Origin of the sequence: Streptomyces sp. NPDC090077 (assembly GCF_044747545.1) — a bacterium.
In the GTDB taxonomy this organism is placed as follows: domain Bacteria; phylum Actinomycetota; class Actinomycetes; order Streptomycetales; family Streptomycetaceae; genus Streptomyces.
The window spans coordinates 1-24,033 of record NZ_JBIVEG010000045.1; the positions used below are offsets into that span (position 1 = coordinate 1).

Consider the following 24,033-nt stretch of genomic DNA (forward strand, 5'->3'; position numbering starts at 1 on the left):
GCAGTCTTTCGGCTTTCCGGGGCGGGTCGGTCTGTCAAGGGTGGAGCGAAGCGACATCGCGCAGCGACGCGACCGCAGGGAGCGCCCTTGACAGGGCGGCCCGACACGGAAGGACGATGGACTGACGGGAAACCCCCAACCCTCCCTGAGACCGCCCGAGGGGCTACCGCTCACCCGACCACCGGCCCGCACCCAGGGAGGCGGGTGGGCAGGCGCCGATCGGCGTCCGGGGGTCGAGGGGGAGATGGCGGGCCTGGGCCGCAGACCCGTGGCCCCGCAAGCAGTCGGAGCTGCGCCCCGCGCGGCGTCACCCCGCCGGGAGCCGTAGCGCCGCCAGGACCGGGAGGTGGTCCGTCGCTGCGCGGAGGTCGGGGGGTGTCACCCCGGGGAGTCCGGCGGGGACGCCGCAGGCCAGGACCTCCACCCCCGGGGAGGCGAAGACGGCGTCGATGCGGCGGTTCGGGGCCGCCGACGGGAAGGTGTCGCCGTCGCCCCACGGGGAGACCGTCCAGCAGTCCTGGAGGGCGCCCGACAGCCGCCCGAAGGCGGGGCCGCCCGCCTGCTCGTTGACGTCGGCGGCGGCGATCACGTGCGGGGCGCCCAGGGCGGCGGCCCGGTCCAGGAGCAGCTCGGCCTGGCTCCGCCGCTCCCCCGCGTCCAGGGACAGGTGGGCGCTGACCACTCCGACCCGGGCGGCTCCGAAGCGGACCACGGCGGTGGCGAAGCCCCGCCGGTGCAGGCCGGGGGTGCGCGGGAGGAGTACGTCCTCCGTGCGTTCCACGAAGGCCCGCAGCGAGCACAGCAGGAGCGGTCCGGCCGCGGTGGCTCCTCCGCCGAGCACCACGAGGTCGGTCTTGGCGGCGAGCCTGGCCGCGTGCTTGCGCCAGCGGAAGAACCGGGGCGCTTCCTGTACGAGGACCAGGTCGGGGGCGCAGGCGCGGATGACCCGGGCCAGGGCCTCCTCGTCGTCGCGCAGCGAGCGGATGTTGTAGCTGAGCGCCCGGATCACGGCTGAACCGTCGGGCTCGGTCACAGACTTCGGCAGCGTGTGCGGCGTGTACGGCATGTCCCGCAACATACGCAGCTGCCCGCCGCTCCCACAGGGGGCACGGCGGGCAGTCGCAGCCGAAAAGCAGCCCGGAAGGGGCGGGTGTCAGCCCTGGCGGGCGAGGTCGGCGGCGCCGACGAGGCCGGCCTTGCCGCCGAGCTGCGCGGCGAGTACCTGTGCGTGGGGCCGCCAGGCGCCGCCGACGAGCCAGCGCTTGAAGGACTTGCGGATCGGGTCGAGGACGAGGTCGCCCTCGTCGGAGACGCCGCCGCCGACGATGAAGGCGGACGGGTCGAAGAGGGAGGCCAGGTCGGCGAGGCCGGCGCCGGCCCAGCGGGCGAGCTCGCGGAAGGCGTCGATGGCGACGAGGTCGCCGGCGCGGGCGGCTTCGCTGATGTGCTTGCCCTCGATGCCGTCGGCGGTGCCGTCGCCGAGGCCGAGGAGGATCGCCGCGTTCTCGGGGGTGGCGTTGGCGCGCTGCTTGGCGTAGCGGACGAGGGCGCGGCCGGAGGCGTACTGCTCCCAGCAGCCCTGGCTGCCACAGCCGCACAGCAGGCCGTCGGGGACGACGCGGATGTGCCCGAATTCGGCGGCGACGCCGAAGCGGCCGCGGCGCAGCTTGTTGCCGATGATGATGCCGCCGCCGAGGCCGGTGCCGAGGGTGATGCAGATGACGTCCTCGTGGCCCTGGCCGGCGCCGAAGCGGTATTCGCCCCAGGCGGCGCAGTTCGCGTCGTTCTCGACGACGACGGGCAGGCCGATGCGCTGTTCGACCTTGTCCTTGAGCGGTTCGTGCCGCCAGTTGATGTTGGGTGCGAAGAGCACGGTCGCGCGCTTGTCGTCCACGTAGCCGGCGGCGCCGATGCCGACGGCCTCGATGGTGTGGCTGCTGCTGACTTCGGACACTGCGGCGCAGATCGCGTCCGTCACGCCGTCCGCGGTCGGCGGGGTGGGCACCTTGTACGTCTCAAGGATGGTGCCCTCTTCGTCGACCACGCCGGCCGCGATCTTCGTGCCGCCGATGTCGACGCCGATGGTGAGTCCCATTAGTCCCTCGGTTTCCGGTCAAACCCCGCCACGGCCAACCGTACACGGGGCCGGCAGAGGTTCAGTCGAGATCGATCCGCTCGGCCGGGCCGGTACCGGGGTCCTCGTCGCCCTTGTCGGTGGGCTTGCGGGGGGCGGGCGGTTCGCCGTGGGTCCAGCGGCGCTCGTGGCCTTCGACGGCGGAGCGGTAGGCGGCGAGGAGCTCGGATCCGGCGGCCGCGAGGTGGCCGAAGACCTCCGGGTTGCGTTCGATGACGGGTTTGGCGGCGGTCTTGGCCTGGTTGACGAACTGGCGTACGGCGTCCTGTGCGGCGGCGCCGGCGGCGCCGACGGCCGGGTTGTTCAGGGAGGAGACCTTGTCGGCGACGGCCTCGAAGAGCTTGAACAGTTCCTCGGCGGCGGTGCCGGTGCCGGCCCCGGAACCGGTACCGGAACCGGCATCCCTGCGGCGGCGTTCCTTCTCGGCGGCGAGGTCCTCGGCGCAGGCCCGCGCCCAGGCGTCGTCGGCGGCGGGGTGGTCGGTGGCCTCGCTCATGGCGGACTCTCCTGGCGGCAGCTGCGGTGGGTCTTCCTTCGACGGTACCCGAACGGCGGTACGGGCCTCGGTACGGCCCTCGGTACGGGTCTCAGCGCTCCCTGGGCCACAGCCGCGGGTCGGGGGTGAAGCGGACGCGGAGGGCGCCGTCGGCGAGGGCGGCGCCGGAGACGGTGCAGCGGCGCAGGGCGGAGGGGAGCGGAACGATCCTGCGGTGCGGTCCCGCAGCGACGAGGAGCTCGTCCCCGCGCCGCACCAGGTCGAGCTCGCTCTTGCGGGCGCGGGGCAGCGGGATCGCCCAGACGAGCACCCCGTCCTGGGCGAGCCGGTCCTCGACGGCCCAGCCGGAGCCGGGCAGCAGGTCGGGGGCGGGTCCGGGACCGGGGGCGATGCCGCGGGCGGCGCCGAGCGCTTCCAGGTCGTCGGTGCCGCGGGGGTCCCGGCCGAGGTGGGCCAGCTCGTGGACGGGGAGGCCGGGGGCGGCCCACGCGTCGAGGAGGGCCCGCTGCTGCTCGGCGATGCCCGCGGCCCAGGGGTGGGCCGCGGCGGCGTCCGGCGGCACGAGCCGGTTGGCGACGAGGGCCTCGACCCGCAGTTCGTGGAGGGCGAGGCCGAGCATGCCGGTGCGCAGGGCGTCGTCGGCGGCGGGGCCGGGTTCGGCGACGAGGCGGATCCGGGTGGTGGGGGCTTCGACGACGGCCTGGACGGCGGCCAGCTCCTCGTCCCAGCGGGCGGCGGTCTCGTAGAGCCACTGCGCGGGCATGGGGACTCCGGCCAGCTGGGCGAGTACGGGGCGCAGGGCGCGGGCCGCCTGCCGTTCGGCGGGCAGCAGCCGGGCGAGGTAGCGGCGCAGCTGGGCGGGGAGGGCGAGGGTGGCCACGGCCTGGTGCAGCGGGGGCATGTCCACGACGACGAGGTCGGTGGCGGGTTCGGCGGCGGCCCGGCGCAGGGCGCGGAGCAGGGCGAACTGTTCGGCGCCGGGGAGTTCGGTGAGTTCCTCGGCACCGAGGGGGCGTCCGCCGAGCATGCCGATGAGGGAGGCGCCGCGTTCCTGGAGGGCGGCGAGCTCGGTGCGGAACTCCCGGCCGGAGTCGACGGGGGTGACGCGCAGCCCGGGGACCGGGGCGGGGAAGGGGTCGGCGCCGGCGTCGCACAGCAGCAGGACCCGCCGGCCCCCGCGTGCGGCGGCGAGTGCGGTGGCGGCGGCGAGTGTGCTGCGGCCTGCGCCTCCCGGGCCGGTGACGAGGAGGGTCTGCATGGTGGTGCCGTGCCTTTGCTCTGCGTGATGCGTGGTGCGAGGTGCGTGCCGGCGCGGGTGCCCTTCCGGGTGCCGCGCGCGCGGTGTTCCGGAAGGGCCCGGTGCGTCAGGGGCGGTGGGTCTCGACGCGCTTCTTCAGGCCGGCGAGGGCGCGGTCGATGATGACCTTCTCCGCCTTGCGCTTGATCATGCCCAGCATGGGGATCTTGACGTCCACGGTCAGCTGGTAGGTGACCTCGGTGCGGCCGCCGTCCAGCGGGGCCAGCCGGTAGGAGCCGTCCAGCTGCCGCAGCATCTGGGACTTGTCCAGGGTCCAGCTGACCTCGTCGGCGCCCTTCCAGGTGTAGGCGAGGGTGTGGTCGTCCTTGATCGCACCGGCGTCGAGCAGGAGGCGGACCTTTTCGGCGCGGCCTTCGGCGTCGGTGGCCAGGACCTCGGCCTCCTTCACCTCGCCGGTCCACTCCGGGTAGCGGGCGAAGTCGGCGATCACGGCCATCACGTCGGCCGGGGAGGCGTCGATGGTGATGCTTGAGCTGGTGTGTTCCGCCATCGCGGTGGCTCCTCCGGGGGGAGATTCGAGGAAGTGTGCGGCCCGCGGCCGCCGCGTGCAGGCTACCGTGCGTGTGGAGCCCGACACTTCAGGGAGGTCACCACTCCAGGGCCCAGGGCCTTCCGGTGGCGGCGAAGTGGCCGACGTTGACGCATTCGGTGGCGCCGATCCGGGCCCGGCGTGCGAGCGGCTGGTGGACGTGGCCGAAGAGGGCGTACCGGGGGCGGGTGCGGCGGATGGCGGCCAGCAGGGCTTCGCTGCCCCGTTCGAAGCGCCGGGCGACGGTGTCGTAGCAGAGTTCGGGGACCTCGGGCGGGATGTGCGAGCAGAGCACGTCGACCTCGCCGAGGGCTTCGACCTTGGCGGCGTACTCCTCGGGGTCGACCTCGTAGGGGGTGCGCATCGGGGAGGGCAGTCCGCCACCGACGAAGCCGAAGACGCGGCCGCCGATCTCCACGCGCTGGCCGTCGAGGACGGTGGTGCCGGGTCCGGCGTACTCGCTCCACAGGCCGGGGATGTCGACGTTGCCGTACGTGGCGTACGTCGGGCTGGGGAAGGCGGCGAACATCTGCGCGTACTGCCGCCGGACCGCTTCCTCGATCATTCGTTCCCTGTCGAGCCCGTCCCACAGCCTGCGGCCGAATTCGCGCGCTTCCGCGAAGCGGCGGGCGGTGCGGAGTTCGACGATGCGGTGGGCGTTCTCGACGCCGAAGAGGTCGGGGAAGATGCCGCGGGAGTGGTCGGCGTAGTCGAGGAAGAGCACCAGGTCGCCGAGGCAGAGGAGCGCGTCGGCGCCGTCTCCGGCGCGTGCGAGCGCTTCGGTGTTGCCGTGGACGTCGCTGACGACGTGGACCCGCGTACGCCTCTTGCTGCCACCCATGCGCTCACCCTAGGGGGGCCCGGCCCGGGCCGGGTAGAGGGAGGGTCGCAGGCGGCCGGACCTGCGGTTACTTCCGAGTCGCGAACACGGTCGACTACTGTCGGCAGCGTATTGGCGGGTCTTGCGGCCCATCGCGATGTACAGAATGTGACGCACGGAACATCTGGCCGGTTCCCTCTATCGGGAACCCACTACCGGTGGGTAACGTCCGGTCGGTCCACACGGTGGCGATGGCGCCCAGAGGAGCAGCAGTCTTGCGCGAGTTCAGCCTTCCGGCCCTTTACGAGGTCCCGTCGGACGGGAACCTGACGGATCTCATCCGCCGCAACGCCGCCCAGCACCCAGACACCGCCGTCATCAGCCGCAAGGTCGACGGCCGGTGGCAGGACGTGACCGCGGTGGAGTTCCTCGCGGAGGTGCGCGCGGCCGCCAAGGGCCTGATCGCGGCGGGCATCGAGCCCGGCGACCGGGTCGCCCTGATCTCGCGCACCCGCTACGAGTGGGTGCTGTTCGACTTCGCGATCTGGACCGCGGGCGGCGTCACCGTCCCCGTGTACGAGACCAGCTCCCCCGAACAGATCCAGTGGATCCTCGGCGACTCCGGGGCCGTCGCGGCCATCGTGGAGAGCCCCGGGCACAGCGCGAGCGTGGCCTCCCTGCGGGACCGACTGCCGGAGCTGCGCGAGGTCTGGGAGATCGACCAGGACGCCCAGGGGGCCCTGGTGGCCGCCGGCGCGGAGGTCACGGACGCCGAGGTGGACGCGCGCAGCGCCCTCGCGGTCGCCGACGACCCGGCCACGATCGTCTACACCTCGGGCACGACCGGCCGCCCCAAGGGCTGCGTGCTGACCCACCGGAACTTCTTCGCCGAGTGCGGCAACGTGGTGGAGCGCCTGAAGCCGCTCTTCCGCACCGGCGAGTGCTCCGTGCTGCTGTTCCTCCCGGCCGCGCACGTCTTCGGCCGCCTGGTGGAGGTGGCGGCGGTGCTGGCGCCGATCCGGCTGGGCTGCGTACCGGACATCAAGAACCTCACCGACGAGCTGCAGTCCTTCCGCCCCACGCTGATCCTCGGCGTGCCGCGCGTCTTCGAGAAGGTCTACAACTCGGCGCGGGCCAAGGCCCAGGCCGACGGCAAGGGCCGGATCTTCGACGCGGCCGCCGACACGGCGATCGCGTACAGCCGGGCGCTGGACACCCCCTCTGGCCCGTCCTTCGGCCTGAAGCTGAAGCACAAGATCTTCTCCAAGCTCGTCTACTCCAAGCTGCACGCCGTCCTCGGCGGGCGCGGCGAGTACGCGATCTCCGGCGGCGCCCCGCTCGGCGAGCGGCTCGGCCACTTCTTCCGCGGCATCGGCTTCACCGTCCTGGAGGGCTACGGCCTGACGGAGACCTGCGCGGCCACCGCCTTCCTCCCGTGGGACAAGCAGAAGATCGGCACGGTCGGCCAGCCGCTGCCCGGTTCCGTGCTGCGCATCGCCGACGACGGCGAGGTGCTGGTGCACGGCGAGCACGTCTTCAAGGAGTACTGGAAGAACGAGGCGGCCACCGCCGAGGCGATGACGGACGGCTGGTTCCACACCGGGGACGTCGGCACCCTCGACGAGGACGGCTACCTGAGGATCACCGGCCGGAAGAAGGAGCTCATCGTCACGGCGGGCGGCAAGAACGTCGCCCCCGCGGTGATCGAGGACCGGATCCGGGCGCACGCGCTGGTCGCGGAGTGCATGGTGGTCGGCGACGGGCGGCCGTTCGTGGCCGCGCTGGTCACCATCGACGAGGAGTTCCTCGGCCGGTGGGCCGCGGAGAACGGCAAGCCGGCCGGGGTGACGGCGGCGGAGCTGCGCGAGGACGCGGAGCTGATCGCCGCCGTCCAGAAGGCCGTCGACGACGGCAACGCGGCGGTGTCCAAGGCGGAATCGGTGCGGAAGTTCCGCATCCTGGGCTCCCAGTTCACGGAGGAGTCCGGGCACATCACGCCGTCGCTGAAGCTGAAGCGCAACGTTGTGGCGAAGGACTTCGCGGACGAGATCGACGCGCTCTACCGCGGCTAGGCGGTCGGGCGGGCCCCGGGGGTCCGGACTCAGGGATCCGGACTCAGGGGTCCGGACTCAGGGGTCCGGTCTCAGGGTTGGGCGAGGATCCGCTCCATGTTCCGCTCGGCGAGGGCCGTGATCGTCACGAACGGGTTCACGCCGAGCGAGCCGGGCACCAGGGAGCCGTCCAGTACGTACAGCCCCTGGTAGCCCTTGACCCGCCCGTAGGCGTCGGTGGCCTCGCCGAGGACGCAGCCGCCAAGCGGGTGGTACGTGAAGTTGTCGGCGAACGCCTTGTTCTCGCCGAAGAGGTCGTAGCGGTAGATGGTGACGTTGCGGCGGTTGATGCGGTCGAAGAGGTTCCGGGCCGCCGCGACCGCCGGCGCGTTCTGGTCCCTCGTCCAGTTCAGCCGCGCCGAGTCGCTCGCGGCGTCGTAGGTGAAGCGGCCGCGCTCCGGGTTCTTGGTGATGGCCAGGTACATCGAGATCCAGTGCTCGATGCCCATGGGGAGCGGGGCGATCTCCGCGAAGACCGGGTTGGCGGCGTTGTCCCAGTCGTCGATGCCGAGGGCGGGCATGGTGGCCTGGTTGCAGCCGACCGTGTCCCACAGGTGGTTGGCGCGGGCGGTCATGACGTTGCCGTTGGGGCCCCAGCCGAGTCCGACCTTCTCGCTGAGCGCGGGCAGTGCGCCGGTCTCGCGGGCGCGCAGCAGGATCTCGGTGGTGCCGAGGCTGCCGGCGCCCAGGAAGAGCTGCCGGCAGCCGAGTTCGCGGACCTGGGTGACGCGGCCGGTGACGTCGCTGGTGTGGACGGTCAGGACGTAGCCCCCGGCCGGGTCCTGGCGTACGGCGACCACCCGCTGCATGGTCTCGATGGTGACGTTGCCGGTGCCGAGGGCGGCGGCGAGGTAGGTCTTGTCGACGCTCTTCTTGCCGTGGTTGTTGCCGTAGATGACCTCGCCCGCGAGGGCCGAGCGGGGGGCGGTGCCGGCGGCCTCGCGCTTCATGTGGTCGAAGTCGTAGACGTTGGGCACGAAGGTGGTCTTCAGCCCGGTGTTGTGGGCGTGTTTTCTGGAGATCCGGGCGAAGCGGTACCACTCCGTGGACTCGAACCAGGCGGGGTCGATGTCGTTGACGCCGAGCATGGAGCGGGCGCGCGGGTAGTAGGTGCCGTACATCTCCTCGGCGTCCACGCCGGGGAAGACCTCGGTGAAGTAGGAGCGTCTGGGGGTCGGGGCCATGCCGCCGTTGACGAGCGAGCCGCCGCCGACTCCGCGGCCCACGTAGACGGACATGTCCCCGTGGTTGACCCGGTCCAGGACCCCGGGGTACGGGCTGATGTCGCGGTTGACCACGTCGAGCCAGAGGAACTGGGCGAGCGGGGCCTCGGTGCGGTTGCGGAACCACATGGAGCGCTGGTCGGGCGCGGAGGTGGAGGGGAACACCTTGCCGTCGGGGCCGGGGGTGTCCCACAGCCGCCCCATTTCGAGGACGACGGTGCGGACGCCGGCCTGCCCGAGGCGCAGCGCGGCGACGGCGGCCCCGTAGCCGGAGCCGACGACGACGGCGGGGGCGTACGGGGCGGCGGCGGGCTCGGCCGCGGCGGCGGCGCCGAGTCCGATGCGGGTGATGCCGAGGGCGGCGGCGGCGCGGAGGGCGTTGCGACCGAGTTGACGGCGCGTCAGGTTGTGTGTCATGGCCGCATCATGAGCGGATTCCGCCCAACCGGCCATAACTCGCACTGCCACGCATGTGAGTAACAGTCAGACATGTGTGGACCGTAACCGGGCAGGGGTGGAAGGCCCCTGGTCTGCACGATTCCGCCCGTGATTGTCCTTGCTGGACCGGCAATGCCGCTGGTTGTTCCCTTTTGGCGGTGGGCCGCCGTGGCGGTTCCCGTGGCCGGGGCCGGGGGGTCGAGTGCGGGTAGTTGTCCGCTGCGCGGGGCGGTCCCCTACCCGCCCTTCGCCCGTTCCCCGGGCTCCGCCCGGACCCCTCCTGGGGGCTCCGCCCCCAGACCCCCGCGCCTCAAACGCCGGCGAGGCTGGATTTGCCGGGGCTGGATGTGCTGGGGCGGGTCGCCTGGCGGGCTGGAGTGCGCGCAGCGCACTTCCAGCCCCGCCGGCGTTTGAGGCGCGGGCGCGGTAGCGCCGTATCGGGGTCAGGGGCGGAGCCCCTGGGAACGGTGGAAGGGCGGGTAGGGGACCCGCACCGCGCAGCGGCAACGCACCCGCACACGCCCACCGGCCCCGCCCCGGGACCGACGGCCGGAGGCTGTCGCAGCGGGCCCGAAGCCCGGGAAGCGCCCCGGCGCCGAGCGGTGCGAGGACCGCGTCGAGGAGGGGACGGACGGAGTCCGGCGCAGCGGCGCGAAGCCGGGGAGGCCCCCAGGGGCCGAGCCGCGCGAGCGGCGCGTTCAAGGGGGCGTGGCCGCCCGCGGCCGCACCGCGCGAGCGGCGCAAGTCAGAGCAGCGCGCGGAGGCCTTCGGCCAGGTGGTCCCAGCGCCACTGGCGTTCGACCCAGGCGCGCCCCGCCTCCCCCATGCGGGCGCGGAGTTCCGGGTCCTTCAGGAGGGTGACGATGCGGTCCGCCGCGTCGTCGGGGTCGCCGCCGCGGACCACCCAGCCGGTCTCGCCGTCCAGGACCGCGTCCGGTGCCCCGCCGGAGTCGCCCGCGACCACCGGCAGGCCCGTCGCCGAGGCCTCCAGGTAGACGATGCCGAGCCCCTCCACGTCCAGCCCGCCCCGCCGGGTCCGGCACGGCATCGCGAAGACGTCCCCCGCGCCGTAGTGGGCCGGGAGCTCCGCCCACGGGACGGCCCCGGTGAAGACCACCGAGTCCGCGACCCCCTTCGCGGCGGCCAGCGCGCGCAGGTCCGCCTCGTAGGGCCCGCCGCCGACGATCAGCAGCGCCGCGTCCGGCACGGCCGCCAGGATCCGCGGCATCGCCTCGATCAGGGTGTCCTGCCCCTTGCGCGGGACGAGCCGCGAGACGCAGACCACCACCGGCCGGCCGGACAGGCCCAGCCGGGCCCGGACCTCCGCGCCGCCCGAGCCGGGGTGGAAGGTCTTCTCGTCCACCCCCGGCGGGAGCTGCACCATCCGGGCCGCCGCCCGCTCCGTCACCGCCGAGGCGATCCGCGAGCGCGTGTACTCCCCGAGGTAGGTGAGGGTGTCCGTGCCCTCGCCGATCCGCCGCAGCAGCTGCCGCGCGGCCGGCAGCTGCGCCCAGCCGGCCTCGTGCCCGTGGGTGGTGGCGACGATCCGCCGCGCGCCCGCCCGGCGCAGCGCGGGCCCCATCAGCCCGAGCGGGGCCGCGGCCCCGAACCACACCGACTCACAGCCGTGTTCGCGCAGCAGGGACACCGCCCGCCGGGTCACCCGGGGCGTCGGCAGCAGCATGGTCGTACGGTCGCGGACCACCCGGAACGGCTGCTCCGCGTCGAAGGCGGCGGTGGCCTCGCGGCCCTCCGCGCCGTGCTTCCAGGTGGACGCGTAGACGACGACCCGCTCGGGGTCCAGCCGCAGCGCCATGTTGTGCAGGAAGGCCTGGATGCCGCCCGGGCGCGGCGGGAAGTCGTTCGTCACGATCAGCGTCTTGTGCATCCCCGTCAACGTACCGGACGGCTACCCCAGCTCCTCCCGCAGTGCCCGCCGCCAGGCCTCCGTGAGCGCGGGGAGGTCCGTGCCCAGCGCCTGTTCCAGGGCCACCGGCAGCGGTTCGCGGCCGGCCAGCTCGTACAGCCGCACCAGTGCCGCCCCGCCCCAGCGGTCGGCGACGAGCCGGCAGGCCAGCCAGGCGCCCTCGTACGCGCGGGCCGCCGCCGACGGGTCCCCGCCGAAGGCGAACGCGTCATCGGCCGGGAGCGCGCCGGGCAGCTCGCCGCGGCGCACGGCGCGCGCCAGCTCGGGCGCGCCCTCCGCCGGGGTGGTGGAGCTCCCCCGGTACGCTGCCCAGTCCGCGAAGCCCTCCGACAGCCACTGCGGGGTCCGGGCCGAGGTGGCGGCGCGGGTCGCGACGTGGGTGACCTCGTGGGTGAGGACGATCCGCCGCCCGGCCTCCGAAAGGCCCGCGTACCCCTCCGGGTTGACGACGACGCGGTCGGCCGGGGCCGGCCCGCCGCCGGTGCTGCCGGTGGTGACGGCCCCCAGGCCCCGGTAGGTGTCGGCGGGCCGCCCCAGCAGCGCGGCCATCGCGTCCAGCGTCGCGGGGGCCAGGACCACCACCCGCCGCGCCCACTCCCCCGGCCAGGCGGCGTTGACCTCCGGGACCGCCCGGTCGGCCCCGGCCGCGAGGGCGGACAGCTCCTGCGGGGTCCGGCCGACGCCGATGACCAGGCTGTGCGCGCCGCGTACGACGGCCGGATCGCCCTGGTCCCACAGCTGGGCCGGCGCCCCAGGGGCGGGGCGGTCGGCGGTGACCCGCCAGCCGGTGCCGTCCCGGGTCAGTTCCACCTCGCGGGCCGAGGAGGCCGGGGCCGCGTCGTGGCCGGCGAGCCGGTAGCGCAGCTCCGCGCGCGCGAAGGCCCGTACGCCGTCCTGCCGGACCGAGGTGATCTCGTACGACCAGCCCTCCAGCGGGATCGCGGCGAGCCGTGCGGGCGGGGCCGCCGACCAGTCGGCGACGGCCCGCCGTACGGCCGCGTCGGCGGGGGCGGCGGGCGCCGGGTCCGTGCAGCCGGCCAGCGCCGGGAGCGGGCACAGCGCGAGTGCGAGGAGGCGCACGGCGGTGCGGCGGCGGACCGGGGTCATCCGCCGATCGTACGCACGGCCGGGCTCAGGGCCGGGTCACGGAGGACACCGGCATCATCCCGACGGGGTCGTAGCGCACCCGCGCGCCCGGGTACGGGGCGTGCACCACCTGGCCGTTGCCCACGTACATGCCGACGTGGCTGGCGTCGGAGCGGTACGTCACCAGGTCGCCGGGCTGCGCCTGCGAGAGCGGCACCTGCCGGCCCGCGTACCGCTGGGCCTGCGAGGTGCGCGGCAGGGAGACCCCGGCCTGGCGGTAGGACCACACCATCAGCCCGGAGCAGTCGAAGCCGGAGGGGCCGGTGGAGCCCCACACGTACGGCCGGCCGACGGCGGCCCGGGCGGCCATCACGGCGGTCATGGCGCGGCCGGAGGCCCGCCCGCCGCCGGAGGGCAGGTCGGGCATGCCGTCGACGGAGCCGCGGCCGCCGGAGCGGGAGGCCCGCTCGAAGTCGGCGCGTTCCTCCGAGGGCATGTCGTTGAGCAGCCGGCGGGCGGCGGCGAGCTTCGCCGTGACGGAGCGCTTCTGGGTGGCCACCTCGGTGCGCAGGGCTTCCAGTTCGGCGAGCTTGCGGGTGGCCTCCTGGCGCTGGCGGCCGATCCGGCTCTGCTCCTCGCGGAGTTCGCCGAGCTGCTGGGCGCGGCGGCCGCTGAGCCGGCCCAGGACGGCGGCCTTGTCGAGGTAGGCGGCGGGGTCGTCGGAGAGCATCAGCTCGACGGTGGGGTCCAGGCCGCCGGAGCGGTACTGGGCGCCGGCGAAGGTTCCGAGGACCCCGCGCATGGTGTTGATGCGGTCCTGGCCGCGGGCGACGGCGTCCTGGGCGCGGCTGATCTCGGCGCGCAGGGCGTCGGCCTTCTCGCCGGCCCGGTTGTACCGCTCGGTGGCCTGCTCGGCCTCCTCGAAGAGCCGGTCGACCTGGGCGCGGGCGCCTCCGGCGGGCTCCTGGGGGAGCCCCGGGGAGGCGAGCGCGGGTGCGCCCGTGAGGGCCACGGCGGCGCCGGCCGCGGCGGCGGTGAAGGCGGTGACCTTGGTGTTCCGGTCGAGGCCGCTGGGCCCGGACCGGCGGTGGGACGCCATGGGGAACCGCTCCCTTCGGCTGCGCGGGGCCCGGGTCCGCCCCCCGTGGACGGCCGTGTGCCGGGTTCCGCGCTGGCAGACAGTAACCGTGCGGCCACGCACCGGCCAACGACCCCCGGGGGCCCCTCGCGCCCGCGCCCCGCCTCAGACGCAGGTCATGGGCGGGGCGCGAGGTCACAGCGGGTCCGTGCAATTCGCCCGGATGGGCGGTGTGCGGCGCGTCCCCCGTGCGGGGTCAGATGCGGACGCCGAACTGGAAGGGCATGTTGTCCATCGACTCGTACTTGACGCCGCCGCGCGGGTTGGAGGCGTGCAGGGTGGTGTTGTTGCCGGCGTACAGGCCGACGTGGTGCAGGTCGTCGTAGAAGAAGACCAGGTCGCCGGGCTGGAGCTGGCTGCGGCCGATGCGCGTGCCCTCGTTCGCCTGGGTGTAGGTGGTGCGGGTGATGCCGATGCCGGCCTGGCCGTAGGCCCACTGGGTCAGCCCGGAGCAGTCGTACGCGCCGGGGCCGGTGGCGCCCATGACGTACGCGCTGCCCAGCTTGGTCTTCGCCGCGGCCAGCGCGGCCGCGGCGCGGCCGGAGGCGTTCACGGCGGGGGCGGCCTTCTCCCCGGCCCTGCTCCGCCCGGCCTCCTCGGCCCTGAGGCGGCTGCGGTCCTGTGCGCTCAGGGTGTTGAGGAGGGCCTGGGCCTCGGCGAGCTTGCCCTGGGCGGCCTTCTTCTGCCCGGCGAGCTCCTTGCGGGCGGCGTCGAGGTCGGCGAGCTTGCCCGCGGCTTCCTGGCGCTGCTGGGCGAGGGTGCGCTGTTTCGCCTGGATCCTGGCCACCGCCTCCAGCTGCCGGCCGGTCAGCTGCTGGAGCGTGGCGGCCTTGTCGAGGTAGGTCTCGGGGTCGGCGGAGAGCAGGAGTGCGACGGAGGGGTCGATGCCGCCGCCCCGGTACTGGGCGGCGGCCAGCGAACCGAGGGTGTTGCGCAGGTCGTTGAGCTCGCCCTGGTCGCGGGCCACGGCGTCCTGGAGCTGCGCGATCTCCTTTTCGAGGCGCTCCTGGTGCTCGCGGGCCCCGTTGAACTTCTCGGTGGCCCGCTCGGCCTCGTCGTAGAGGGCGTCGACCTCGGTCTTGACCTCGTCCTTGTCCGGTCCGCCGGGGGCGGCCACGGCGGACTGGCCGGAGAGGGCGACCGCCGCGGCGGCGGTGGCGGTGAGCACGGTCACGCGCGTGCGGGCGGGCGGCTTGGGCCGACGGTGGGACGCCACGGGGGCGGGCTCCTTCTCCTCAGGGGCCCACACCCGAACGGGTGAGCTACCGCACGAAGGTTTGAGCGGACCCTAGCGAGCCGTCCTTGATCACTTCAAACCCCCTGCAGAAAAAATCCCGACGCCGTTCCGCTTCCTTCACAGAAGCCCCACGCTGCGTACCGAGGAGCTGACGGTACGTCCTCCACTTGCGTCACGAAACGCGCGCGAGCCGCTTCAGCAGCAAGGCGGACGTCACCGGCCGGGCACCCGCCTTCGCCACCCCGTCGGCCACCTCCCGGTCGGTGGAGACCACCACCACCGGACGGCCGGGCGGCTCGGCCCGCACCAGCTGGCGGATCAACTCGTCCGCCGTCACACCCGCCTTGGAGAACAGCACGCGCACCCCGCGCGGCGGCGCGAGCAGCACCGGCGCCGCCAGCTCCGCACCGTCGAAGACGCACGTCATCTCCGCACCCGTCTGCGCAGCCAGCATCGACAGCCCGCCCAGCAGCCGCAACCGCTGCTTCTCCAGCGGCATCGTCGGATAGCCGGTCTTCGTCACGTTGTACCCGTCGACCACCAGATGCGCCTGAGGAAGCGCCAACAGCTGGTCCAGCAGCGCCGGATCGGTCTCCGACAGGGCCCGCGCCGCGATGTCCTTCGGCGTCATCCGGCCCGGCTCCACCGCGTCCACGGTGTCCGCCGGCCGCGTGGACACCGGCGGCAGCGCCAGCTCGCGGCGCAGCCCCGCCGCCGCGTCCAGCACGGTGTCCAGCAGCAGCCGCAGCCGCATGTCCTCGATGCTGCGCCCCTCCCGGGTGGCCCGGCGCGAGGTCTCCAGCGCCGACTCCACCTCCGCGAGACGGGACTTCAGGCGCCGGGACTCGCTCTCCGCGGCCGCCACCTGCGCCGCCGCCTCACCGCGGATCCCGTCGATCTCGCCGTTCAGCTTCCGCAGCGCCGCCTCGCCCCGCTTGACGTCGCTCAGGGCGCTGCGCAGCTTGCGCTGAAGCGATTCCGCTTCCTTGCGGGCGGCCTCCAGCTCGGCCCGCACCTGCTCACCGCCGGAACGCTGGGCCTCCTTCAGGTGGGCCAGCTCCTCGCGCAGCCGCTCCAGCTCCCGCCGGGTCTCGTCGCCGACCCGCTCGGCATCGGCGCGCTGCGCCTCCTCACCGGCGGACGCCACCAGCTTGACCCAGCCCGCCGGGCGCAGCACGTACGCCGCGGCAGCCACGTCCAGCGGGTCCGCCGCGGCGGGCGGGGCCCCCGACTCCAGTGCCCCGGCCAGCTCCGGCTGCGCCTCGCGCAGCTTCTCCGCGATCCGGCTGCGGAACACCCCGTCGGTCTCCACGGCCGCGGCCATGGCGTTGCCCGCGAACTTGGCGCGCCGGGTCGGGGTGAACCGGGCGTACTGGCGCAGCTGCGCCGGGAGGTCCCCGACCGTCAGACCGCCGAAGGCCTCCGACACGATCGCGACGACCCGGCGCCGCACGCCTTCCGGCAGCGGGCGGTCGAGGACCTCCGCGGCGTCGCCGGCCGCGTCGGCCGGCGTCGCGCCGCTTGCTGGCTCCACAATCCGTCACCCCTACCGTGATCTACTGTGGGCCCGGCTCCCTCAGGAGTCGGTGCCCGGCCTGTCCACGAGCTCGATCTGGTCCACCGCGTTGCACCAGCGGCAGCGGACCGACTCGATGGTCTCACTGACCACCTCGCGCTCCTCGACCTTGGGCTCCCCGGCAAGATCGAGGTGGACGTACTCCACGACCTTCGACGAACGGGTGACATCGAACCGCGTGAGGTTGCCGCACAGGGTGCAGCGCCACCGGGTGGTGTCGGTCGGCAGGGGAACCGTCATCAGGCCGCTCTCTCCTTCGTAGCTCATTCAATCAAAGCCCTACGCCGCGGTCGGCGGACCGCAGCACGTAACCCTACGGCCTGGCACCACCCTCAGGTGGGTCCGCCTGCGTCATGCTCTGTCGCATGATCGTAAAGTGGCGGACCCTGTGCGATGCCGCGCGGGGGCCCGTGGTCACGTACGCGCTGATCGCCGCCTGCTGCGCGGTGTTCTTCCTCGGCCCCGCTTCTGGCCTGAACCCGGCCTACGGGACGGGCGATCTGCTGACGGAGACCGGGACGGCGTACTTCCGGCACTGGGGCGTCGTCCCGGACGAGCTGTTCTCGGGGGCCGGGCGCCCGCTGCTGACCCCGCTGACGGCGCTCTTCGTCCACGGCAGCTGGCTGCACCTGCTCGGGAACATGCTGTTCCTCTACGTCTTCGGCGCCATGACGGAGGAGCGGATGGGCCGGGCGCCGTTCCTCGTCTTCTACGTCTGCACGGGATACCTCGCGCTGGCGGCCTACGCGGCGGCCAACGCCTCCTCGGACCAGACCCTGGTGGGCGCCTCCGGGGCCATCTCGGCGGCGCTGGGGGCCTTCCTCTGCCTCTTCCCGCGGGCCCGGGTCACGAGCCTGTTCCCGTTCCTGCTGTTCCTGCCGCTGCGCTTCCCCGCCTGGATCGTGCTGCTGTTCTGGTTCGGCCTCCAGTGGCTGGCCGCGCACCGCGCGGGGAGCGGTCCGGGAGTGGCGTACCTGGCCCACGTCGTGGGCTTCTCGCTCGGCTTCTGCTACGCGTGGGCCCGCTACCGCCGTACGACTACAGTGAGGAGACCAGTGACTGCCGGCGAGGGAGACAGCCAACCGTGATCACCGCGATCGTGCTCATCAAGACCAGCGTGGACCGGATCCCCGAGATCGCCGAGTCCATCGCGCAGCTGGACAGCGTCAGCGAGGTCTACTCCGTCACCGGTACGTACGACCTGATCGCCCTGGTCCGGGTGGCCCGGCACGAGAACCTCGCGGACATCATCCCGGGCCGCATCAGCAAGATCCCGGGCGTCGAGGCCACCGACACGCACGTCGCGTTCCGCACGTACTCCCAGCACGACCTCGAAGCCGCCTTCGCCATCGGCCTCGACGCGTAGCCCTCTCTCCGGGCCGGTACCGGGGGCCGCTCCCCGTGCCTACACGGCCGGGACGCAGCGGCCCTCTTCCGTGCGGTACTGCCACTTCGCACCGTCCGCGACGAGTTCCTTCACCGCGCCGACGAACCGCTCCACGTGCTCGTCCGGGGTGCCCGCCCCGAAGCTGACCCGGATCGCGTTCAGCGACCGCTCCCCCGGCGCCGCCTCCGGCGCCCCGCACTCGCCCTGGGCCTGCGGCTCGCTGCCCAGCAGGGTGCGTACCAGCGGGTGGGCGCAGAACAGGCCGTCCCGCACCCCGATCCCGTACTCGGCGGACAGCGCGGCCGCGAAGTGCGAGCTGTTCCAGCCGTCGACCACGAACGAGATGACGCCGACGCGCGGCGCGTCGTCCCCGAACAGGGACAGCACCCGCACGGCCGGGACCTCCGCGAGGCCCTCGCGGACCTTGGCGATGAGGTGCTCCTCCCGGGCGACCAGGTTCTCGAAGCCCGCCTCCTGCAGCGCGCGGCAGGCGGAGGCGATGGAGTAGACGCCGATGACGTTCGGGGAGCCGGCCTCGTGGCGGGCGGCGGTGGTGTGCCACTCGACGTCGACGCCCCCGTCCTCGCGGCGGGCCACCTTGCGGGAGGCGCCGCCCCCGGCGAGGTACGGCTCGGCCTCCTGGAGCCAGTCGGCCCGGCCGGCGAGCACGCCCGAGCCGAAGGGCGCGTACAGCTTGTGCCCCGAGAAGGCGACCCAGTCCACGTCCAGCTCCCGCACGGAGACGGGGTGGTGGGGGGCCAGCTGGGCGGCGTCCAGCACGATCCGGGCGCCGTGGGCGTGCGCGGCGGCGGCGAGCTCCTTCACCGGCCACAGCTCACCGGTGACGTTGGACGCGCCGGTGACGCACACGAGCGCCGGGCCGTAGGGCTCGCGGTCGGCGAGGGCCCGCTCCAGGGTGGCGACGGCCTCGCCGGGGGTGCGGGGGGCGTTGAGGTAGGTGACCCGGGCGTCGCCCCAGGGCAGCAGCGAGGCGTGGTGCTCGGTCTCGAAGACGAACACCTGGCAGTCGGCGGGCAGCGCTGCGGCGAGCAGGTTGAGGGAATCGGTGGTGGAGCGGGTGAAGACGACCTGGTCGGAGGGGCGGCAGTCGAGGAACTCGGCGACCGTGACGCGGCTCTGCTCGAACAGGTCGGTGGACAGCTGCGAGAGGTAGCCGGCACCGCGGTGGACGCTGCCGTAGTACGGGGCGTACGCGGCGACGTCGTCCCAGACCCGCTGGAGCGCCGGGGCGCTGGCCGCGTAGTCGAGGGCGGCGTAGGTGACCTCGCCGCCGGTGACGAGGGGAACGGTGACGTCCCGGCCGAGCACCGGCAGCGGTCCCTCACAGGCGGGGCCCTCGGCGGCGGTGGCGCAGGCGGTGGTGGCGGCGTTCAGGAATGCGGACATGGCGGTATCTCCCGGCAGGCAGGGCTGAATGGCTTCGGTGTGCCCGTACGCGGGTGCGGCGGCGCGGCCGTCAGGGGGTACGGGAAAGTCCTCGGACTGATCGGGGGCACGCGGAAACGGCCCTGATCCGAGGGGTGAAGAAGGGGCGGATTCGCCCTATCGCATTCGCTTGCTCACGGAAAACGCTCCTCGAGAGACCAGGACCCCTGGTGTCGAGGGATCCGCGCTTGCCGTAGACCTCGCTGCCTACGACCTGGTCATCACCCGGGGCACCCCGCCACGGAAGGAGGGTTGCCGGACAGCAAGCCGGGGCCTAAACGCTGTCACTCGTGACCTTGGAGAGCATCCTGCCACAAGATCCCGCACGCGCAAGACCCCGGTCCACATCGTGGACCGGGGCCGTGTGCGGGAGGAGCGCCCGGGATCAGGCGTTGCTGGCCGCCACCCAGCGCTCCAGGGTGGCGCGCGCCGACCCGGAGTCGATGGACTCGGCCGCGCGGGCCATGGCGGCCGCGAGCTGCTCCTCCAGCGTGCCCGTGCCGGGATCCAGGGCCACCAGGGCGCTCGCCGAGTTCAGCAGGACGGCGTCGCGCACCGGTCCCGTCTCCCCCGCCAGCAGCCGGCGGGCGACGTCCGCGTTGTACGAGGGGTCCCCGCCGCGCAGGGCCGAGATGTCGACCGTCCCGATGCCGACGTCGCGCGGGTCGAAGGCGTGCTCCGTGACCTCGCCGTCGCGTACCCACCACACCCGGGAGGTCCCGGTGGTGGTCAGCTCGTCCAGGCCGTCGTCCCCGCGGAACACCAGGGCGGAGGTGCCCCGCTCGGCGAGCACCCCGGCCATGATCGGGGCCAGCCGCGGGTCCGCCACGCCGACCGCCTGCGCCGTGACGCGGGCGGGGTTGGTGAGCGGGCCGAGGCCGTTGAACGCGGTGCGCACCCCGAGGTCGCGGCGGGCCGAGGCGGCGTACCGCAGGGCCGGGTGGAAGACGACCGCGGCGCAGAAGGTGATGCCGGCCTCCTCGGCGACCTCGGCCACCCGCCGCGGGGTGAGGGCGAGGTTGACGCCGAGCTTCTCCAGCACGTCGGAGGAGCCGCTGGCGGAGGACGCCGCCCGGTTGCCGTGCTTGACGATCTTGGCGCCGGCTCCGGCGGCCACGATGGCGGACATGGTCGAGATGTTGACCGTCTTGGCGCCGTCGCCACCGGTGCCGACGATGTCGACCGTCCGCCCGGGCACCTCGATCAGGTTGGCGTGGGCGTACATCGTCCGGACCAGCCCGGTGTACTCGGCCACCGTCTCGCCCTTGGCCCGCAGGGCCACCGCGAAGCCGGCGATCTGCGCGTCCGTGGCCTCGCCGCGCATGATCCGCTCCATCGCCCAGGCGGTGTCCTCGCTGGCGAGGTCCTGGCGGTTCAGCAGCGCTTCCAGCACGCCCGGCCAGCCGCGGGCCGCCACGCTGTCGCCGCCTGCCGGGGTCGCAACGTTCATGGTCAGCTCCTGCTGCTCGTCGGGGGTCGTACGTCGAATGGGAAGGATCTCTAGCCTATCCAGCCCGGGGGACGGCAAAGAGCCCCGTCCAGCGACTGGACGGGGCTCTCGCCGTGGCGACACCAGGACCGGCGGGGCCGGTCCCTCAAGCGGTCGTGCCGGAGATCAGTGGTGGCCGTGTCCGGCCTGGATCTCCTGGTACTCCTCCACCGTGGGCTTCGGAATCTGGTTGTTCTCCGCGTAGAAGCCCTTGCTGAGCTTCGCCCGCAGCTTCTCGGTGCGCGTCACCTTGCGCTCGACGCCGTTCTCGTCGACCGTCGGGCCGATCTCGACCGGGCGGTACTGCTCGTGCGCGGTGAGCGTGTGCAGCTTGCCCTGCGACAGCGGCTCGTGGACCTCGACGAACTCACCGTGCGGCAGACGCTTGATGATGCCGGTCTCGCGACCGTGCAGCACCTTGTCGTGGTCCCGGCGCTGGAGGCCGAGGCAGATCCGCTTGGTGGCGATGAAGGCCAGGACCGGGACGACGAAGAAGCCGATCCGGACGAACCACGTGATCGAGTTGATCGACAGGTGGAAGTACTGCGCGAACATGTCGTTGCCGCCGCCGATGAGGAGCACGATGTACTCCGAGATCCAGGCGACACCGAAGGCCGTACGGGTCGGGACGTTGCGCGGGCGGTCCAGGATGTGGTGCTCGCGCTTGTCGCCGGTGACCCAGGACTCGATGAACGGCCAGACGGCGATGGCGCCGAGGACCAGCGGGAAGAGCAGCAGCGGGATGAACACGCCCAGGACGAGCGTGTGGCCCCACAGGTTGATCTCCCAGCCCGGCATGGCTCGGATGAGGCCTTCCGGCATACCCATGTACCAGTCGGGCTGCGCACCGGTGGACACGTGGTCCGGGCGGTACGGGCCGAGCGCCCAGATCGGGTTGATCGAGGCGATCGCCGCGATGGCCGCGATGACACCGAAGACCAGGAAGAAGAAGCCTCCGGCCTTGGCCATGTAGACCGGCAGCAGCGGCATGCCGACGACGTTGTTGTTCGTCTTGCCGGGGCCGGCGAACTGGGTGTGCTTGTGGAAGAACACCAGGATCAGGTGCGCGACCAGCAGGCCCATCATGATGCCGGGCAGCAGCAGGATGTGCACCGAGTAGAAGCGTGCGACGAAGTCGCCGCCCGGGAACTCCCCGCCGAAGAGGAACATCGACAGGTAGGTGCCGACGACCGGGACGGAGAGGATGGCGCCCTGCATGAAGCGGACACCGGTACCCGAGAGCAGGTCGTCCGGCAGCGAGTAACCGGTGAAGCCGGTGAACATGCCGAGGACCAGCAGCAGGAAGCCGAAGATCCAGTTGACCTCACGCGGCTTGCGGAACGCGCCGGTGAAGAAGACGCGCATCATGTGCACGACCATGGCCGCGACGAAGATCAGCGCCGCCCAGTGGTGGATCTGGCGGATCAGCAGGCCACCGCGGACGTCGAAGCTGATGTCCAGGGTCGAGGCGAAGGCCTCGGACATCATGACGCCCTGCATCGGCACGTACGAGCCGTGGTACACGACCTCGTTCATGCTCGGGTGGAAGAACAGCGTCAGGTACACACCCGTGAGGATGATGATGATGAAGCTGTAGAGGCAGATCTCACCCAGCATGAAGGACCAGTGGTCCGGGAAGATCTTGCGCATGTTGGCCTTGGCGAGGCCGTAGATGCCCAGGCGGCCGTCCGCCCAGTCGGCTACGCGCTCGCCGCGCGACGCGTTGCGCGCGTTGTTGTCAGCGGTGCTCATCCGCGCTCCCAGAATGCAGGACCGACGGGCTCTTCGAAGTCGCCGTGCGCCTCGAGGAAGCCTTCGTCATTCACGCCGATCCGCAGCTGCGGAAGCGCGTGACCGGCCGGGCCGAAGATGACACGGGCGCCGTCGGAGAGGTCGAAGGTGGACTGGTGGCACGGGCAGAGCACGTGGTGCGTCTGCTGCTCGTACAGGCTGATCGGGCAGCCGACGTGGGTGCAGATCTTGGAGAAGGCCACGATTCCCTCGTGGGACCACTCCAGCTCCTGCTTGTCCTTGATGTCCTCCGGCTTGATGCGGACGATCATCAGGGCGGCCTTGGCGATCTGGGTCTGGAAGTCGTGCTGGTCCTCCTCCAGGCCTTCCGGCATGGCGAAGGTCAGCGAACCGACCAGGACGTCCTCGGGACGCAGCGGCTCCATCGTGTTCTGGTTGATGAGCAGCTTGCCCTTGGACCACAGGGTCTTGCGCAGCTTGTCCTCGGGCAGCGGGCCCAGGTCGCGCAGGATCACGACGGCGGAGAGCGGCAGCAGGGCCAGCGCGCCGAGCATCGTGTTGCGGATCAGCGGGCGGCGGCCGATGCCGGACTCGTTCGCACCGTCGGCGAAGTCCTGCATGACCTTCGCCTTGACCTCCGGGGAGGCGGCGATCTCGTGGCGCTCGTCGGCGACCTCGACGTCCGACATCAGCGTGCGGGCCCAGTGGACCGCGCCGGCGCCGATGCAGAACAGGGCCGTGCCGAGCGTCATGCCGAGCGCGAAGTTGAGCGCGCTGACCTTGCCGATCGGGAAGATGAACACGATCTTGTCGACCGGGAGGGCCACGTACGAGGCGATGAAGCCGATCGTGGCCAGCATCGACAGCGTGAACAGCATCGCGACCGTGCGCTCGGACCGCTTGGCGGCCCGCTCGTCGATGTCCTGGATGCGCGGCTTGTGGACCGGGAGGCCGGGGTCCGCGAACGGGTCGTCCGCGACCGCTACGGCACCGTGGTGCGCGTCGCCCTGCTCGCTCGGCAGGTGCTTGTCTTCGGGAATGTCTTGGCTACTCATGACTTCTTGGCCTTAGCGGTGTGGGCCGCGACCCAGACGGCAACGGCGATCAGCGCACCCAGACCGAAGATCCAGCCGAACAGACCCTCGGAGACGGGACCGAGGCCGCCGAGCTTGAGGCCACCGGGGCTGGTGGACTTCTCGCCGTTGACGTTCTCGAGGTACGCGATGATGTCCTTCTTCTGCTTCTCCGGCATGGTGCTGTCCGGGAAGGAGGGCATGTTCTGCGGGCCGGTGAGCATGGCCTCGTAGATGTGCTTCGGCGAGACGTCCTCGAGGTTCGGGGCGTACTTGCCGTTGGTCAGCGCGCCACCCTCGCCGGTGAAGTTGTGGCACTGCGCGCAGTTGTTGCGGAACAGCTCGCCACCAGCGGCGATGTCGGCACCGGCCGGGTCGTACTGCTTCTCGGTCGGCGTGATCGGGCCGGCACCGAGCGAAGCGATGTACGCCGCCAGCTGGTCGATCTGGGGCTGGGTGTAGATGTTCGGCTTCTTCGGCACCTGGGCGCCGGGCTGCTGGGCGGGCATGCGGCCCGTGCTCACCTGGAAGTCGACGGCCGCGGAGCCGACGCCGACCAGGCTGGGGCCGTCAGTGGAACCCTGACCGCCGGTTCCGTGGCAGCTTGCGCAGCCCACGGCGTAGAGCTTCTTGCCCTCCTCGATGGCGAGGGACTGGGCGGTTTCATCGGCCTGCGCCTTGCCCGCGGGCGCGAAGGCGGCGTACAGCCCCCCCGTGACCGCCAGCGCGAAGAGTAGAACGACGACCGCCGCCAGCGGATGGCGTCGTCGTGCGGAGAGCTTTTTCACGGATTACCCCGGTGTCAGGATCTTCTGCGTCGGTGTTTCTGGACGGTGTGCCGAGCGGTACCCGG

21 protein-coding genes and 1 riboswitch are annotated in these 24,033 nt (G+C 72.7%); of the genes, 3 read left to right on the forward strand and 18 right to left on the reverse strand.

The window, feature by feature from the left end; genetic code table 11:
• Positions 1 to 307: 307 nt before the first annotated feature.
• The 6 genes from ACIPW5_RS37405 to ACIPW5_RS37430 form a co-directional block, all read right to left on the reverse strand.
• Positions 308 to 1,066 carry an endonuclease/exonuclease/phosphatase family protein gene (locus ACIPW5_RS37405; protein WP_401255190.1) on the reverse strand — a complete coding sequence of 253 codons (759 nt, stop codon included), beginning with the start codon at positions 1,064 to 1,066 and terminating at the stop codon, positions 308 to 310.
• Positions 1,067 to 1,153: 87 nt separating this feature from the next.
• Positions 1,154 to 2,095, reverse strand: a complete 942-nt coding sequence (locus ACIPW5_RS37410) for an ROK family glucokinase (protein WP_401255193.1) — start codon at positions 2,093 to 2,095, stop codon at positions 1,154 to 1,156.
• 61 nt (positions 2,096 to 2,156) lie between these two features.
• Entirely contained in the window at positions 2,157 to 2,630 is a 474-nt protein-coding gene (locus ACIPW5_RS37415) for a DUF5304 domain-containing protein (protein WP_401255196.1), read from the reverse strand.
• Between the two features lie 91 nt (positions 2,631 to 2,721).
• Positions 2,722 to 3,888 carry an ArsA family ATPase gene (locus ACIPW5_RS37420; RefSeq protein ID WP_401255199.1) on the reverse strand — a complete coding sequence of 389 codons (1,167 nt, stop codon included), beginning with the start codon at positions 3,886 to 3,888 and terminating at the stop codon, positions 2,722 to 2,724.
• A 106-nt stretch (positions 3,889 to 3,994) separates the two neighbouring features.
• Positions 3,995 to 4,438 (reverse strand): SRPBCC family protein, encoded by a 444-nt coding sequence (locus tag ACIPW5_RS37425; RefSeq protein ID WP_401255202.1) that lies wholly within the window; start codon positions 4,436 to 4,438, stop codon positions 3,995 to 3,997.
• A gap of 97 nt (positions 4,439 to 4,535) precedes the next feature.
• Entirely contained in the window at positions 4,536 to 5,318 is a 783-nt protein-coding gene (locus ACIPW5_RS37430) for a metallophosphoesterase (RefSeq protein ID WP_401255205.1), read from the reverse strand.
• A 254-nt stretch (positions 5,319 to 5,572) separates the two neighbouring features.
• Between ACIPW5_RS37430 and ACIPW5_RS37435 the strand changes: the two genes are divergently transcribed.
• Entirely contained in the window at positions 5,573 to 7,369 is a 1,797-nt protein-coding gene (locus ACIPW5_RS37435; protein ID WP_401255208.1) for an AMP-dependent synthetase/ligase, read from the forward strand.
• A gap of 71 nt (positions 7,370 to 7,440) precedes the next feature.
• Here ACIPW5_RS37435 and ACIPW5_RS37440 read toward each other — a convergent pair whose 3' ends face one another.
• The 7 genes from ACIPW5_RS37440 to ACIPW5_RS37470 all read right to left on the reverse strand — a co-directional run bounded on the left by ACIPW5_RS37440 (position 7,441) and on the right by ACIPW5_RS37470 (position 16,273).
• The gene (locus tag ACIPW5_RS37440; RefSeq protein WP_401255211.1) at positions 7,441 to 9,048 is read right to left on the reverse strand and encodes a GMC oxidoreductase; all 1,608 of its coding nucleotides are present in this window, start codon (positions 9,046 to 9,048) and stop codon (positions 7,441 to 7,443) included.
• A gap of 766 nt (positions 9,049 to 9,814) precedes the next feature.
• Positions 9,815 to 10,957 (reverse strand): glycosyltransferase family 4 protein, encoded by a 1,143-nt coding sequence (locus ACIPW5_RS37445; RefSeq protein ID WP_401255214.1) that lies wholly within the window; start codon positions 10,955 to 10,957, stop codon positions 9,815 to 9,817.
• Positions 10,958 to 10,978: 21 nt separating this feature from the next.
• Positions 10,979 to 12,103, reverse strand: a complete 1,125-nt coding sequence (locus tag ACIPW5_RS37450) for a hypothetical protein (protein ID WP_401255217.1) — start codon at positions 12,101 to 12,103, stop codon at positions 10,979 to 10,981.
• 25 nt (positions 12,104 to 12,128) lie between these two features.
• The gene (locus tag ACIPW5_RS37455; RefSeq protein ID WP_401255220.1) at positions 12,129 to 13,181 is read right to left on the reverse strand and encodes an NlpC/P60 family protein; all 1,053 of its coding nucleotides are present in this window, start codon (positions 13,179 to 13,181) and stop codon (positions 12,129 to 12,131) included.
• 235 nt (positions 13,182 to 13,416) lie between these two features.
• Positions 13,417 to 14,436, reverse strand: coding sequence for an NlpC/P60 family protein (locus tag ACIPW5_RS37460; protein WP_401255222.1), 1,020 nt, complete (start codon positions 14,434 to 14,436; stop codon positions 13,417 to 13,419).
• A gap of 193 nt (positions 14,437 to 14,629) precedes the next feature.
• Positions 14,630 to 15,994, reverse strand: a complete 1,365-nt coding sequence (locus tag ACIPW5_RS37465) for an NYN domain-containing protein (RefSeq protein ID WP_401255289.1) — start codon at positions 15,992 to 15,994, stop codon at positions 14,630 to 14,632.
• 39 nt (positions 15,995 to 16,033) lie between these two features.
• On the reverse strand, positions 16,034 to 16,273 hold the full coding sequence (locus ACIPW5_RS37470; protein ID WP_007263676.1) for a hypothetical protein: 240 nt from the start codon (positions 16,271 to 16,273) through the stop codon (positions 16,034 to 16,036).
• A gap of 113 nt (positions 16,274 to 16,386) precedes the next feature.
• Here ACIPW5_RS37470 and ACIPW5_RS37475 point away from each other — a divergent pair, with 113 nt between their 5' ends.
• Both ACIPW5_RS37475 and ACIPW5_RS37480 read left to right on the forward strand, forming a co-directional pair.
• Entirely contained in the window at positions 16,387 to 17,121 is a 735-nt protein-coding gene (locus ACIPW5_RS37475) for a rhomboid family intramembrane serine protease (protein ID WP_401255226.1), read from the forward strand.
• Positions 17,118 to 17,399: an Lrp/AsnC family transcriptional regulator gene (locus tag ACIPW5_RS37480; protein WP_007263678.1), complete on the forward strand. Its 282-nt coding sequence runs from the start codon at positions 17,118 to 17,120 to the stop codon at positions 17,397 to 17,399. The genes ACIPW5_RS37475 and ACIPW5_RS37480 overlap by 4 nt, the downstream gene beginning before the upstream one ends.
• A gap of 39 nt (positions 17,400 to 17,438) precedes the next feature.
• Here the strand turns inward: ACIPW5_RS37480 and ACIPW5_RS37485 are convergent, their stop codons facing one another.
• From ACIPW5_RS37485 to ACIPW5_RS37505, 5 genes are all read right to left on the reverse strand, one after another.
• Complete coding sequence (locus ACIPW5_RS37485; protein WP_401255230.1) at positions 17,439 to 18,827, reverse strand: aminotransferase class V-fold PLP-dependent enzyme; 1,389 nt, start codon at positions 18,825 to 18,827, stop codon at positions 17,439 to 17,441.
• Positions 18,828 to 19,045: 218 nt separating this feature from the next.
• A riboswitch (SAM riboswitch) is annotated at positions 19,046 to 19,162 on the reverse strand.
• Positions 19,163 to 19,251: 89 nt separating this feature from the next.
• Positions 19,252 to 20,316 carry an anthranilate phosphoribosyltransferase gene (gene trpD / locus ACIPW5_RS37490; RefSeq protein WP_401255233.1) on the reverse strand — a complete coding sequence of 355 codons (1,065 nt, stop codon included), beginning with the start codon at positions 20,314 to 20,316 and terminating at the stop codon, positions 19,252 to 19,254.
• A gap of 165 nt (positions 20,317 to 20,481) precedes the next feature.
• Entirely contained in the window at positions 20,482 to 22,107 is a 1,626-nt protein-coding gene (locus ACIPW5_RS37495; protein WP_401255236.1) for a cytochrome bc complex cytochrome b subunit, read from the reverse strand.
• Positions 22,104 to 23,162, reverse strand: a complete 1,059-nt coding sequence (locus ACIPW5_RS37500) for a Rieske 2Fe-2S domain-containing protein (protein ID WP_401255239.1) — start codon at positions 23,160 to 23,162, stop codon at positions 22,104 to 22,106. Before ACIPW5_RS37500 ends, ACIPW5_RS37495 begins: the two co-directional genes overlap by 4 nt.
• Positions 23,159 to 23,968 (reverse strand): c-type cytochrome, encoded by an 810-nt coding sequence (locus ACIPW5_RS37505; protein WP_007263683.1) that lies wholly within the window; start codon positions 23,966 to 23,968, stop codon positions 23,159 to 23,161. The genes ACIPW5_RS37500 and ACIPW5_RS37505 overlap by 4 nt, the downstream gene beginning before the upstream one ends.
• Between the last annotated feature and the right edge of the window lie 65 nt (positions 23,969 to 24,033).